The 12,732-nt window shown below is 52.5% G+C and carries 11 protein-coding genes; 6 read left to right on the plus strand and 5 right to left on the minus strand.

From position 1 onward, the window contains the following. Positions 1 to 488 precede the first annotated feature (488 nt). Positions 489 to 1,130, minus strand: a complete 642-nt coding sequence (locus tag PCH05_RS24080) for an NAD(P)-dependent oxidoreductase (RefSeq protein ID WP_127606719.1) — start codon at positions 1,128 to 1,130, stop codon at positions 489 to 491. 206 nt (positions 1,131 to 1,336) lie between these two features. Here PCH05_RS24080 and PCH05_RS24085 point away from each other — a divergent pair, with 206 nt between their 5' ends. Further along, positions 1,337 to 1,771: an Rrf2 family transcriptional regulator gene (locus PCH05_RS24085; RefSeq protein ID WP_127606721.1), complete on the plus strand. Its 435-nt coding sequence runs from the start codon at positions 1,337 to 1,339 to the stop codon at positions 1,769 to 1,771. A gap of 204 nt (positions 1,772 to 1,975) precedes the next feature. Here the strand turns inward: PCH05_RS24085 and PCH05_RS24090 are convergent, their stop codons facing one another. Next, complete coding sequence (locus tag PCH05_RS24090) at positions 1,976 to 2,803, minus strand: helix-turn-helix domain-containing protein (protein ID WP_127606723.1); 828 nt, start codon at positions 2,801 to 2,803, stop codon at positions 1,976 to 1,978. Between the two features lie 159 nt (positions 2,804 to 2,962). Here PCH05_RS24090 and PCH05_RS24095 point away from each other — a divergent pair, with 159 nt between their 5' ends. The 4 genes from PCH05_RS24095 to PCH05_RS24110 all read left to right on the plus strand — a co-directional run bounded on the left by PCH05_RS24095 (position 2,963) and on the right by PCH05_RS24110 (position 7,165). After that, the gene (locus PCH05_RS24095; RefSeq protein ID WP_127606725.1) at positions 2,963 to 4,126 is read left to right on the plus strand and encodes a Gfo/Idh/MocA family protein; all 1,164 of its coding nucleotides are present in this window, start codon (positions 2,963 to 2,965) and stop codon (positions 4,124 to 4,126) included. A gap of 22 nt (positions 4,127 to 4,148) precedes the next feature. Continuing rightward, positions 4,149 to 5,006 (plus strand): sugar phosphate isomerase/epimerase family protein, encoded by an 858-nt coding sequence (locus PCH05_RS24100; RefSeq protein ID WP_127606727.1) that lies wholly within the window; start codon positions 4,149 to 4,151, stop codon positions 5,004 to 5,006. After that, the gene (locus PCH05_RS24105; RefSeq protein WP_127606729.1) at positions 5,003 to 6,079 is read left to right on the plus strand and encodes a Gfo/Idh/MocA family protein; all 1,077 of its coding nucleotides are present in this window, start codon (positions 5,003 to 5,005) and stop codon (positions 6,077 to 6,079) included. The genes PCH05_RS24100 and PCH05_RS24105 overlap by 4 nt, the downstream gene beginning before the upstream one ends. Positions 6,080 to 6,142: 63 nt before the next feature. Continuing rightward, on the plus strand, positions 6,143 to 7,165 hold the full coding sequence (locus PCH05_RS24110) for a Gfo/Idh/MocA family protein (protein ID WP_127606731.1): 1,023 nt from the start codon (positions 6,143 to 6,145) through the stop codon (positions 7,163 to 7,165). Positions 7,166 to 7,319: 154 nt separating this feature from the next. Here the strand turns inward: PCH05_RS24110 and PCH05_RS24115 are convergent, their stop codons facing one another. Both PCH05_RS24115 and PCH05_RS24120 read right to left on the minus strand, forming a co-directional pair. Next, the gene (locus PCH05_RS24115) at positions 7,320 to 8,630 is read right to left on the minus strand and encodes an S-layer homology domain-containing protein (protein WP_127606733.1); all 1,311 of its coding nucleotides are present in this window, start codon (positions 8,628 to 8,630) and stop codon (positions 7,320 to 7,322) included. Positions 8,631 to 9,045: 415 nt separating this feature from the next. Then, entirely contained in the window at positions 9,046 to 9,315 is a 270-nt protein-coding gene (locus tag PCH05_RS24120; RefSeq protein WP_127606735.1) for a NifU N-terminal domain-containing protein, read from the minus strand. 126 nt (positions 9,316 to 9,441) lie between these two features. Here PCH05_RS24120 and PCH05_RS24125 point away from each other — a divergent pair, with 126 nt between their 5' ends. Then, entirely contained in the window at positions 9,442 to 10,206 is a 765-nt protein-coding gene (locus PCH05_RS24125) for an SGNH/GDSL hydrolase family protein (protein ID WP_218030546.1), read from the plus strand. 60 nt (positions 10,207 to 10,266) lie between these two features. On the opposite strand, the gene PCH05_RS24130 is transcribed toward PCH05_RS24125, so the two are convergent. Beyond that, the gene (locus tag PCH05_RS24130) at positions 10,267 to 12,708 is read right to left on the minus strand and encodes a glycogen/starch/alpha-glucan phosphorylase (RefSeq protein ID WP_127606737.1); all 2,442 of its coding nucleotides are present in this window, start codon (positions 12,706 to 12,708) and stop codon (positions 10,267 to 10,269) included. Between the last annotated feature and the right edge of the window lie 24 nt (positions 12,709 to 12,732).

Raw genomic sequence — 12,732 nt, forward strand, 5'->3', positions numbered from 1 at the left:
ACAATGAACATTTTCGATTAAGCAAAGCCAAATCGGAAATTTCATTATATTAATCTCATTTATGCTCCGCGAATCATTCAGCCAGAAGGCTCGAACCAATTCGCTTCGCTATCGGCTTTGCAAGCAAAGCCTTATCTCACTCGTTGTTCAGTTTTCAAAGATCAAATTTTTTCTCGTTTCCGCTTCAACATTTTGTCTCAGCAGCAACTCTTATATAATATCATGTTCTTTCGAGCTTTGCAAGAAGTTTTTTTAATTTCTTTTTTCAAGCTCTTTTTAAAACTCATTTCCGATCGATGTTCATCGGCCGGATTTATAATGTACCATGATTAGATTTTGAGTGCAAGCGACAAAATTTTACAATGACCAACTTTATTTTTCACCGCGTTCATTGGATCATTGCAGCCCTAACATGCAAACCGGCCCGGGCATCCTTCCGCCCAGACCGATTCAATAGGATATCTGATATTACTACATCTATTATATAGTTAGTTTTTCTCTCCTACGACCGTGAAGCGTTCATTCACGTGCTTCGGATTCTCGATCTCATCTATGACTGCGATTGCATAGTCGGCATAGCTGATATAGCTCTCTCCCTTGGAGTTCGTCAGCAGATGATCCTTGCCTGCCTGATATTTTCCTGTTCTCTTGCCCTCATGATCAAAAAATGCCGAAGGGCTGAGGAAAGTCCATGTAATGCCTTCCGACTGCTGCAGATCCTCCAGGTTTTTGCCTTGATTCGAAGCGGTTGGATAATAGATGCTCGGGAAATCAGGCGTATCCATCACCTTCAAGGTTTCGGCCTCGTCCGCGAACAAGCTTCCCGCGCCGCCAACGACAAACAGCTTCGTATTCGGAGCGCCTTTTAATGCTTCAATGAGGGCTCTTCCCGCTTCTACGTGCAGATGCTCGCTTCCCGGAGGTGCCTGGAAGGCATTCACTACCACATCAAATGGTTTCAGATCCTCAGAGGTTAAGTGGAACACATCCTTTTCGATGACCGATGGATGCTCCCCTTGAAGTCTGGATGCGTTTCTAACGATGGCGGTTACTTCATGCCCCCGGTTTACGGCCTCCTGATAGATTAAACTGCCTGCTTTGCCACTTGCGCCTACGACTGCGATTTTCAATATATTCTACCTCCCCAGTTTGAGTTGCCGGCGTGGATGAAAATTCTGTCATATCCAGCTAGATGTAAACATTACGTTTACATGTAACTATAATAGTTACAATATGAGTTTTTGTCAAGCATATGGATATCTCCATGAACTTGTAACGATAGTATAGGCATGTTATAAATGAGTATATTCGTATAGGAAGAAAGAAGGGATGTACCGTGTCCATCAGCAGCAGATTCTCTGTCGCGATACACATTTTGTGCTTGCTGGCAATCAACAAGGATAAGGCAACCAACACTTCCGAGCACCTTGCCGGCAGCGTCAATACCAATCCCGTCGTCATTCGTAAAGTCATGAGCATGCTGAAGGGGGCTGGCCTCGTGAATGTACGGGCAGGCGTACCGGGGTCAGAACTTGCCAAGGGGCTTTCGGAAATTACGCTCCTGGATGTATATAAGGCTGTGAACGTTGTAGCAGAAAACGATTTATTCAACTCTCACGAGCATCCCAATCCGGATTGCATCGTCGGCAGAAATATTCAGCAGTCACTGAACAAACAGTTTTCTACCGCACAGAAAGCCATGGAACATTCGCTCGAGATTGTCACCCTTGCAGAGGTGGTCCAAGATATTTTGGATTCCGATAACGTTTAAGGTTCAACCATAGATGAGCGCAACAAAAAGCCGACTGCCTCCGCAGCCGGCTTTTTCGCCTTTCGAAACCTGAATCCATGAACTCGTTGCATTGGGCTCCTCCTTGAAAATACGCTCCTTTTTCCACTGCCTTATTATGCAGCAGTAAAATCCTCTTTTTCTTCAGTTCTATATGTATATAGCGAACAAAGCGGTTAAGCTTATTTAACTCGTGCAGGCCCTGTACGCCGTAGGCGACAGGCCGGTGTGACCCTTAAACTGCCGCGAAAAATAAGCCAGCTGCATGCCGATCTGATCCGCAATATCCGAAATGGGTGCATCCGTGTAGGACAGCAGTCGCTTGGCAACCTCCATGCGTTTGCGCTGAACGTAATGCATCGGTGTGACCCCCATGATCTTTTTGAAATACGGAATAAAATAATTCGGATGCAAATGCACGATATCCGCCAGCAGTTCGATCTCCATCGGTTCATGCAGATGTCCATGGATATAGGCCAGTACATCCCTAAGCTTGCTCGATTCGGTTTGCTGCAAAAAATCCTTCCAGAAATCCGTATAACCCCCATCTTCGAGACAACTGGCGAGCAAGGTGAACAGACATGCCTGCAAACGCAGAACCGAAAAAGGGCCGCCATTGTGAAAAAGCTCCACCATTTCTGTAAACGTACGCGCTATGAATTCGGGATCCTTGGCGTCACAGATATAGAGCTTGCTATCCGCCGAAAACAAGGGCCACTCTCCCACCTGTGCATCAAAATGGCAAAAATACCGCGAATAAGGATCCTCCTGCTCCGTCAGCGCCATCTGGCTCGTGCCCGCCGGCATAATCATCATCTGATTCGCTTTGGGCGTATAGGTAACGCCGTTCAGGACAACCGACCCGCTGCCTCCAGCAATAAAATACAGACGGTGAAATGCTGGTGCGATCTCGGTCCGGTTCCATCCCGGAAACCCCTCACGGTATTGGGCATAGCTGATATTCATCGTCAAGCTTTCCGGCAGCCGTCCAGACACTTCAAGCTCCTGAGCCATCGATATCCCCTCCCCTGTGTTTCAGCCTTATTGTAACATTTGTATTTATCCAAAACACCTTAATTTTGTGCAAAAGCCTCTTAGTCTAATTCATTCTCAACGCGTTCGTTTCAAGCTAAGCTAAGGGTGAATAGCAGATAGGAAAGGTGGAATACCTTCATGGAAAAAGTACGCTTTGGCATTATTGGAATCGGAAATATGGGCTCCACGCATGCCCTCAGTCTGAGCGGGGAAATTCGCGGCGCCGAACTGGCAGCCGTTTGCGATACGAATCCTGACAGGCTGCATTGGGCAAAAAACAACCTGTCCGAATCGGTGCAGCTCTTTGATACGCCGGAAGCATTTTTTGCCTCCCAAGCGATGGACGTGGTGCTGATCGCCACGCCGCATTATGATCATCCGGGCATGGCCATTCAGGCATTTGAAAACGGTTACCATGTGCTGGTGGAAAAGCCCGCCGGCGTATTCACCAAAGCGGTTCGGGAAATGAACGAGGCCGCGGCCAAATCCGGCAAGCAATTCGGCATTATGTATAACCAGCGCACCAATCCGCTCTATGCCAAGCTGCGTGACTTGATTCAATCCGGCGAGCTAGGCACGGTCAGAAGAACAAATTGGATCATTACAAACTGGTACCGTTCACAGAGCTACTACAATTCGGGCGGCTGGCGTGCGACTTGGGCCGGCGAAGGCGGCGGCGTGCTGCTGAATCAGGACCCCCATCAGCTCGACCTGTGGCAGTGGACGACCGGCATGATGCCGAAACGGGTACGCGCGTTTTGTCAGTTCGGCAAATACCGCAACATTGAGGTTGAAGACGATGTCACCGCCTACGTGGAATACGAAAACGGCGCCACGGGCGTATTCGTGACGACGGTCGGCGAAAGCCCGGGAACCAACCGCTATGAGATCAGCGGCGATAACGGCAAAATCCTGATCGAAGACGGCAAGCTGACCTTCTGGCGTTTGCGAGTACCCGAGCCGCAGTTCAACCGCGAATATACAGGCGGGTTCGGGCAGCCGGAATGCTGGACCTGCGACATCCCGGTACCGGACGGACACGGACCCCAGCATAAAGGCATCCTGCAAAACTTCACGAATGCCCTACTGCATGGCGAAAAGCTGCTTGCTCCTGGAGAAGACGGCATTCTCGGCCTGACGATCTCCAACGCGATGCATCTGTCGGCTTGGACCGATGACTGGGTGGATCTGCCGCTGGACGAAGATCTTTTCTACGACAAGCTCCAGGAGAGAATCCGGAATTCTACCTTCCGTAAAGAAGCATCCGCACAAACTGTGCTTGACGTTAAAGGAACACACTAATACAAGGCAGGAGGCAAAGGCGATGAAACTTTCCGTATTTACTGTAGTCACTCCGGACCTAAACCCGGAAGAATTGGTGAAAGCTGCCCGTGAAGCCGGTCTGGACGGCGTGGAATGGAGATTCAAGGAAGTGCCGGCCGAGGCCGCGGGTGAACAAACGTCATTCTGGGGGAATAACCTGTGCTCGATCGATCCTTCCCTCTCGGACGCTGAAATGCTCAAATATAAAGAAATCACCGAAGGCGGAGGCCTGGAGATCGTCAGCATTACGCCTTACTTGAACGACCTTAACCTCGATGCCACCGAGCATGTTTTCCATACAGCCCGCTTATTGGGGGCTCAAATGATCCGCATCGGCGTCGCGTCTTATGACGGGAGCAAGCCTTACCCCGAGCTGTACGAAGCCACGGCGCGCTACATAAAGGAAGCCGAGCGGATGGCCAAGCAATACGGCGTGAAAGGCGTTATTGAGACGCATCATCGAACCATTTCACCTAGCGCAAGCCTCGCTCACCGGCTCGTCAGCGCATGCGACCCTGACCACATCGGCGTCCTGTTCGATCCCGGAAACATGGTCCACGAAGGCTACGAGCATTTCCGCATGGGCATCGAGCTGCTTGGACCTTACCTTGCGCATGTCCACATCAAAAACGCCCGCTGGGTTCAGGACGGACGCCGCGAGGACGGAACGGCCAACTGGCGCTCGGAATGGGCCCCGATGCGAGAGGGCATCGTGAATTTCGGAAGCCTGCTTCAGGATCTGAAGAGCGTCGGCTACGACGGCTACCTCGGCATTGAAGATTTCAGCGAGCAGTATGACTCGAAGGAGCTGTTGAAGCAGTACGGGCAATTCATGTGGGAAGGGATGCAGCAGCTATGACGCAGAAACAGGACGGAATGAATTATGCTCCGCAGGGCAAACCCAACCCTGTGGTGAAGCCGGGCGAATTCATTTTCGCCGCAGCCGCCCTGGACCATGGTCATATTCAGGGGATGAGCCAGGGACTTATCGAAGCGGGCGCTTCGATGAAATGGGTATTTGATCCGGACCGCGCCAAGGCCGAAGCCTTCGCAGCCCACTTCCCGGGTGCTGCCGTGGCGGACAGCCTGGAGCAGATTCTGGAGGATCCGTCCGTGCGCCTGGTAGCGGCAGCGGCAGTGCCATCAGAGCGCTGCGCCCTTGGTCTGCGGGTGATGGACGCCGGAAAGGATTATTTTACCGACAAGACTCCCTTCACCTCGCTGGAGCAGCTCGAGTCCGCCCGGGCCAAGGTCCGTGAAACCGGCCGGAAGTATATGGTGTATTTCAGCGAACGGCTGCATGTGGAGTCCGCTATCTATGCCGGGCAGCTCATCCATGACGGAGCCATCGGGCGCGTGCTGCAGGTGACCGGGTTCGGCCCGCACCGGCTGAGCGCGGCTTCGCGGCCGGATTGGTTTTTCCGGAAGGCGCAATATGGCGGCATTCTCTGCGACATCGGCAGCCATCAAATTGAACAGTTTCTGTATTATACAGGCAGCAAGGACGCGCAGGTGCTTCACAGCAAAATCGCTAACTATAACCATCCCGAATACCCGGAGCTGGAGGACTATGGGGATGCCACGCTGGTTGGCGATACCGGAGCCACCCAATACTTCCGCGTGGACTGGTTTACGCCGGACGGACTCCGTACCTGGGGCGATGGTAGAACGTTCATCATCGGAACGGAAGGAACCATCGAGCTCCGCAAATACATTGACGTTGCACGGGACTCGGAAGGGGATCACGTCTTCCTCGTCAATAAGGACGGCGAGCAGCATTTTGCCGTTCACGGACAGATCGGATATCCGTTCTTCGGACAACTGATTCTCGACTGCCTCAACCGTACCGAGAACGCTATGACGCAGGAGCATGCCTTCAAGGCCGCCGAACTCTGCCTGAAAGCGCAGGAAATGGCGGTCCGCATCTCTTAAGCCATTGCCGAGCGCCTACTCGTTCCATTATCCAGGTAAATTCTTAAAAGAGGACGGGATATGATGAATAAGACAGGAGCAGCCATCATCGGCTGCGGAGCTATTTTCCCCCTTCATGCGGATGCGGTTATGGAACTGGATGATGCGGGGCTTCGCCTCGTGGTAGATTCAGACCTGCCGAAAGCGCAAGCAGCCGCTGCGCGTTATGCATGCGAGGCTGCCGCCGACTACCGGGTTTTGCTGGAGCGGGACGACATTCAGGTCATTCATCTATGCACGCCCCATCATCTCCATGCGGAAATGGCGGTGGAGCTGTTGGCAGCCGGAAAGCATGTTCTGACCGAAAAGCCGATGGCCGAAAACCCGGCATCCGCCGACGCCTTGCTGGAGGCGGCCCGAAACAGCCGTGGACAGCTTGGCGTCACGTTCCAGAACCGGTACAACGCCGCCTCGCAGATGATTCACGAATACATCGCCTCCGGAAGCTTGGGCAGGCTGATCTGCATGAAAGGCATTGTCACCTGGCACCGCGATCAAGCTTATTATGAAAGCGCGCCGTGGAGGGGCCGCTGGGCCACGGAAGGCGGCGGCGTCCTGATCAACCAGACGCTCCATACCCTGGATCTGCTGCAGTGGTTCGGTGGAGCCATATCCTCGGTCAAGGGCAGCGTGACCGCCGACGCGCTCGCCGATTTAATTGAAGTGGAAGATACCGCCCATGCATGCATCGATTTCACGAGCGGTGCCAGGGCACTCTTTTACGGGACGACGGCCTACGGAACGGATTCGCCCGTGGAGCTGGAGATCGTGTTTGAGAACGGGGTTTTGACCCAGCGCCGCGATTCGCTCTATCTATGGAAGGATGGAGAGGAAACCCGGCTATGCGAGCCTCCGCAGACCAAAGCAGGCGGCAAATCCTATTGGGGAACGAGCCACCGGAAGCTGATCGCGGATTTTTACCGGCATGTCCGGGATGGACGGCCATTTTGGATCGATGCGGAAGAAGGCAAGAAGTCGCTGGAGCTGATGGCCGGATTATATGAATATACCCGCAGCCGCCAGGGCTTGAGATTCCCGCCCGAATAAGCTCATCTCCTCCATACAAGAATCGTCATGCAGAGCAGCATGCATGGGAAGTTCAGAAAAAAGCTCCCGCACCGGAAGCAGCGCCTTGATCCATCAAGCACTGCACGGTGCGGGAGCTTTATTGTGATTCATGCCGTTTCATGGGCATGGCAAGTTATTTCTTGACCGCAACGGAGAATACTACGGTCTTCTGCGCGTTGTCGACCAAAGCGTTAACCGTATATGGACCGACATTCGCTTGTTTGGATGCCAGAGGCCGTCCTGCCTCCACCTCGGTACAGATCGAATCGAACCAGCGCTGGAACAGAGCGGCATCATAACTGAACAGCTGATTGGAGAACAGCTCGATCGACTCCTTGTTACGCGCCAGCGTGCCTTCGCGAAGCCGGACGGTAATGCCGTAGGTATTGAACGTCGGATCCAGCCAGATCGCGGCTTCTTCCTGCGGAACCGGCGTCCCTGCCCCTACGTTGCCGATGCCGGTGCTTTGCTGCACGGCCTTCTTCTCCTTCTCGTCCTTGTACAGGCGCAGCGTTGTCTCAAACAGGTCATAGTTGGTACCGCGCAGCTTGCCGGCTTTGATCAACGTTTCATAAGCATCCCACATGGATTTGTCGGGGAAGGCTACGATTTTTTGCCCGCCGCCTGCCGTCGGTACAAGCCGTTGAAGCTTATCCGATTCGGGCTTGATTGGTACACGCTTTGCTTTATCCGTGAGACGGTTCAAGATAACAAGAGATTCCGCGCGGGTCACGTAGCGCCCCACGCCGAAGCTGCCGTCCGGGTACCCCTGCATAATCCCCTTAATGAGCGATTCGGCAATAAATTTCTGCTCCCGGTCATTCGCGCTCGTCAAATCCCCGTATGCCTGGGCCACCGAGCGGCTGAACTGCTCATCCTCCAGAAACTCCGTTTCCTGAAGCGTATAGAAAACAATCTCGGCCACGTTTTCCCGGGTCATATCTGACTGGAAATCGCTGAATCGGCTTTTACTCAAAAAGTTCAGGTCGCTTGCGACGTCTATGTATGGCTTGGCCCAATATCCGGTCATGGCAGGCTTAAAGTTAAAATAACGGTAATCCTGCTTCAGGATCGTCCGGTTCTCTTCGGACAGCATATCGAGAAAGGAACCTTTCCAGCTCCGTTCCTGATTCGGATGCAAATCGCTGAAGGACAGGATCAGCATCTTGATGAACTGGTCCACCTTCACCGGCTCGTTCGGCCGGAAGCTTCCGTCGGGATATCCGTCCAAAATCCCCTGCTTCACCATATCCCCGATCTGCTCCTGCGCCCAATGCCCTTTAATATCCGTAAAGGTCTGGCGCTGCACCGCCGGAGCTGCCGCCGCTGAAGCATGATGTCCCTCACCCCAGCCGGACTCGCCCACAAGTCCTGTCAAAAATAAGGCGGATAGCAGTATTCGAATTGAAAAAGACAGTTTTCTTCTACCTATTTGTTCCGTCATTCCTAGGCCTCCTGCATTAGTCAAACTTCGGCTCGATTTAAGCAAGCCAGTCACCCATCGTCACTATTATTCAGAAAACCACAATTGTCATGCCTTGTGAATAGGCCAAACGGGTCGAGAGATCGGCCTAGCAACCCAGGAAAACTTGACTACGACAAGGTAACTAGAAGCATCTTTTCCGCTTCAGGGAAATAGGCTATCAGGCTATGGAACGCATATCTTTTTGACTATAAAGGCGATCTCATCCTAAGGAATTAGAAAATTTTGCTACATGCTGTATTGCAGAATTTAACATACCGATACAGGTGCGACCGGAAGACGAAAGCAAAAATGGAGATAAACGCAAATATCGCTGGTGCTTAAGGCACCAGCGATACAAAGGACAGGTAGGTAAAAACATGCAATTTCCTTCGGCCTATGCGTAAACCGAGTTAAATGCGGCTTCAACCTGCGGCAGAATGTCGTCCCAGTCGGCATCCGGCGTCTTGCTGATCGTTACGAAATCCCGGATACCAAAGATGTTATCGACCCCTTCGATGCGGATCAAAGCGCTCGCAAGCGGATGGTCGGTTGCTTCCCCGCTTTTCAGGGATGTGCTTTTCGGACCTTCAAACAGGGTTGTATTCGTGTTAATTTTGATGGAATTCGGATTGGGTGTAGCTTGAACTTGGAATTCTACTGTCATGAGATCACTCCTTTTTTGGTAATTATACCATGCAAGAAGGCAAGTTAGAAATGAGGGCACTTGCTTTACGAGAAGCGGCTACACTACAATAGAGGAAGAGAAAAAACATGGAAACGGGGTGAAGCTGTGGGAGGATTTAATCTGGACTTTGGGGATGACGGTGCCAAGTATATCGTGTCGGGCGATTCCATCTCCAAGGGCGTTATCTATGACGAGGTTCGAAAGAAGTACGTGATTTTGGAGGACAATTATGTATCCCTTCTGCAAAATAAACTGAAGGGCGCGGTCCGCAATACGGCAAGATTCGGAAACACGCTGTTGAAAGGAATCAGCAACCTGAAAAAGGATGTGCTGAAGGAGAAACCCAACATCGTGCTGATCGAGTACGGCGGCAATGATTGCGACTTTAACTGGAACGAAATCGCAACCAATCCCGAGGCGGAGCATTATCCGAAAACCGACTTTAATATGTTTGAACAAATGCTCACTGAAACGGTGAACGAGCTGAAAAACCAGCAGATCATTCCGATTCTCATGAGCCTTCCCCCGCTGAATGCGGACAAGTATTTTAAATGGGTCAGCCAGAACGATCCCGAGGCGGAGCGCAACATCCTGAAATGGCTCGGCAGCGTGACTAAAATTTATTGGTGGCAGGAACGCTACAATTCGACCATCCTGAAGGTATCGGAGCTGACCAAAACCAAGTACATCGATGTGCGCGGGGCTTTTCTGGAGCATCCTGATTTCACCCAATTCCTCTGCTCCGACGGCATCCATCCGAATCGGGAGGGGCACCGGATCATCTGCGACAAGGTCGTTGAGTTCGTGAAATCGAATTACCGGCATTTGCTGCGCGAAGGCGGCGCAGGCCAAGTCGCTTACGAATCTTGAATAGACGCGAAAAAAACGGCAGTCCCATGGGACTGCCGTTTTCGTTAGGCTTCATATAGGTCATACCTGAATCGCCGGCTGCACCGGACGAATCTTCCATATATCGGCGGCGTAGCGGTTAATCGTGCAGTCGCTGGAAAAATGTCCGGCATGCGCGATATTGACGATGGACTTGGCGGCCCAGGCCTGGGTATCGAGGTAAGCCCGGTCAATCGCCGCCTGCGTGTCAGCATAGCTGCCGAAATCCCGCAGCACGAAAAATTCGTCATTCAAATCCAATATGGATTGGGATATGAGGCCAAACTCGAGGTCATGGCAGCAAAACGGACCGGCAGACACCAGCTGATCCATTACCCGCTTGATCCGCGAATCCCGTTCATACATCTCCCTGGCATGATAGCCGCCGGATCGGTAATACTGCAGCACCTCTTCCGACCTTAGGCCGAACAGGAACATGTTGTCGTCGCCCAGCATTTGATGCATTTCCACATTGGCGCCGTCCAGCGTACCGATCGTCAGTGCGCCGTTCATCATGAACTTCATGTTGCCTGTACCGGACGCCTCTTTGCCAGCCGTGGAAATTTGCTCGCTGACATTGGCTGCCGGGATGATTTTCTCCGCCAAAGACACCGAATAGTTTTCCAGAAACAGCACCTTCAGCTTGCCGTTCATCTGCGGATCCTTATTGACCACGTCGGCCACGACATTGATCAGCTTGATGATGCTTTTCGCCAAATAATACCCCGGCGCCGCCTTGGCCCCGAAAATGAAGGTCCGCGGAACCCGTTCTTCCGACGGATGATCCTTGATCTCGTTATACAAGTGCATGACGTGCAAAATGTTCATCAGCTGCCTTTTATAGCCATGAAGCCGTTTCACCTGAACATCGAAGATGGAATCGGGATCGACGGAGATCCCCTGCTTCTGCCGGATATAATCCGCGAGACGCAGCTTGTTGCCGCGCTTGATGCGCATGATCGATTCCTGGAATGCCGGATCGTCTTTATATTCCTCCAGCTTCAGCAGCTGATGCGGATTCAGAATCCATTCCGTCCCGATGGTCTCGCTGATCAAACGGCTTAGCTCCGGATTCGCGTGCATCAGCCAGCGGCGATGGGTAATGCCGTTCGTCTTGTTGTTGAAGCGTTCCGGATACAGCTCGTAAAACGGCTTCATGACGTCTTGTTTCAACAGATCCGTATGCAGCTGGGCCACGCCGTTAACGCTGTAGCTGCCGACCACCGCCAGATGGGCCATTTTCACCTGGTCGCTTTCGATGATGGCCATCTGGTCGACAAGGTCCTGCCGCCCCGGAAAACGTTCCAGCAGCATGCCGCAGAAACGCTTGTTGATTTCCTCGATGATCATGTACACGCGCGGCAGCAGTTCCCTGACCATATTAACGGGCCACTTCTCCAGCGCTTCGCTGAGCAGCGTATGGTTGGTGTAGGATACGGTGCGCGTGGTAATATCCCAGGCTTCATCCCAGCCGAACCCCTGATCATCGATCAATATCCGCATCAGCTCCGGAATCAGCAAGGTCGGATGGGTATCGTTAATATGGAGGGCCACCTTGTCGGGGAGCTCGGTGTAAGGCCGGCCCAGCTTCTCAAAGGTTCGCAGCACGCTGTGAAGCCCTGCAGAACACAGGAAGTATTGCTGCTTCAGACGAAGCAGCTTGCCTTCGTAGCCGGAATCGTCCGGATACAGAAATTCGGAAATGGATTCGACCGAACGGTTGTAATCCAGAAATTTATAATAACTGTTTTGGCCCTGCATCCGCATTCGGGCCGGATCCATCGCCGATTCGGCGCTCCACAGCCGCAGGGTGTTCACATGAAGGTCGCCGTAACCGATCACCGGCACATCGTAAGGCACAGCCCAAATTTTCTCGTCGTTTACCGTGCGGAAAACCGTTCTGCCGTTCTCCTCGGATATCTCCACCTGGCCCCAGAAGCTCACCAAGACCCTTTTGTCAGGCCGGCGCTCTTCCCATACATTTCCTTTTTGAAGCCAGTCATCCGGAAGCTCAACCTGATGCCCATCGATGATCTTTTGTTCGAACAGGCCGTACTTGTAACGGATTCCGCAGCCATGGCCCGCATAGCCGAGGGAAGCGAGAGAGTCGAGGAAACAGGCAGCAAGTCGGCCCAGGCCTCCGTTACCGAGACCGGCATCCGGCTCCTGCTCCTCGATCTCCTCCAGATTCCAGCCCAGCTCGAGCAGGCCGTCCCGCACAGTTTCAAGCAGTCCCAGGTTCAAGAGATTATTCCCGAGCAGCCGCCCGATGAGGAACTCCATCGAAAAATAATACACCTGCTTCTGCTGCTGGATTTTGTATTCCTGATTGGTCTCCGCCCACTCGCGTCCGATCACTTCGCGGATCAGATTGCCGAGAATTTTGTAAATATCGCCTGCGGTCGCTTCATCCATGCTTTTTCCCAAACGGCTGACCAGTTGCTCCTTAAACGCAGTCTTGAATAATTCCTTGTTGTTAAACAAAAGAAGTGTCCTCCTGACGCATAG

It is taken from the genome of Paenibacillus chibensis (assembly GCF_004001045.1).
Lineage (GTDB): Bacteria > Bacillota > Bacilli > Paenibacillales > Paenibacillaceae > Paenibacillus_AQ > Paenibacillus_AQ chibensis.

What these genes read in the sequence shown, in the direction of transcription:
- PCH05_RS24090 (WP_127606723.1), bottom strand. Translation starts at nt 2,803, where the DNA reads ATGGCTCAGGAGCTTGAAGTGTCTGGACGGCTGCCGGAAAGCTTGACG.
- PCH05_RS24095 (WP_127606725.1), top strand. Translation starts at nt 2,963, where the DNA reads ATGGAAAAAGTACGCTTTGGCATTATTGGAATCGGAAATATGGGCTCC.
- PCH05_RS24100 (WP_127606727.1), top strand. Translation starts at nt 4,149, where the DNA reads ATGAAACTTTCCGTATTTACTGTAGTCACTCCGGACCTAAACCCGGAA.
- PCH05_RS24105 (WP_127606729.1), top strand. Translation starts at nt 5,003, where the DNA reads ATGACGCAGAAACAGGACGGAATGAATTATGCTCCGCAGGGCAAACCC.
- PCH05_RS24110 (WP_127606731.1), top strand. Translation starts at nt 6,143, where the DNA reads ATGAATAAGACAGGAGCAGCCATCATCGGCTGCGGAGCTATTTTCCCC.
- PCH05_RS24115 (WP_127606733.1), bottom strand. Translation starts at nt 8,630, where the DNA reads ATGACGGAACAAATAGGTAGAAGAAAACTGTCTTTTTCAATTCGAATA.
- PCH05_RS24120 (WP_127606735.1), bottom strand. Translation starts at nt 9,315, where the DNA reads ATGACAGTAGAATTCCAAGTTCAAGCTACACCCAATCCGAATTCCATC.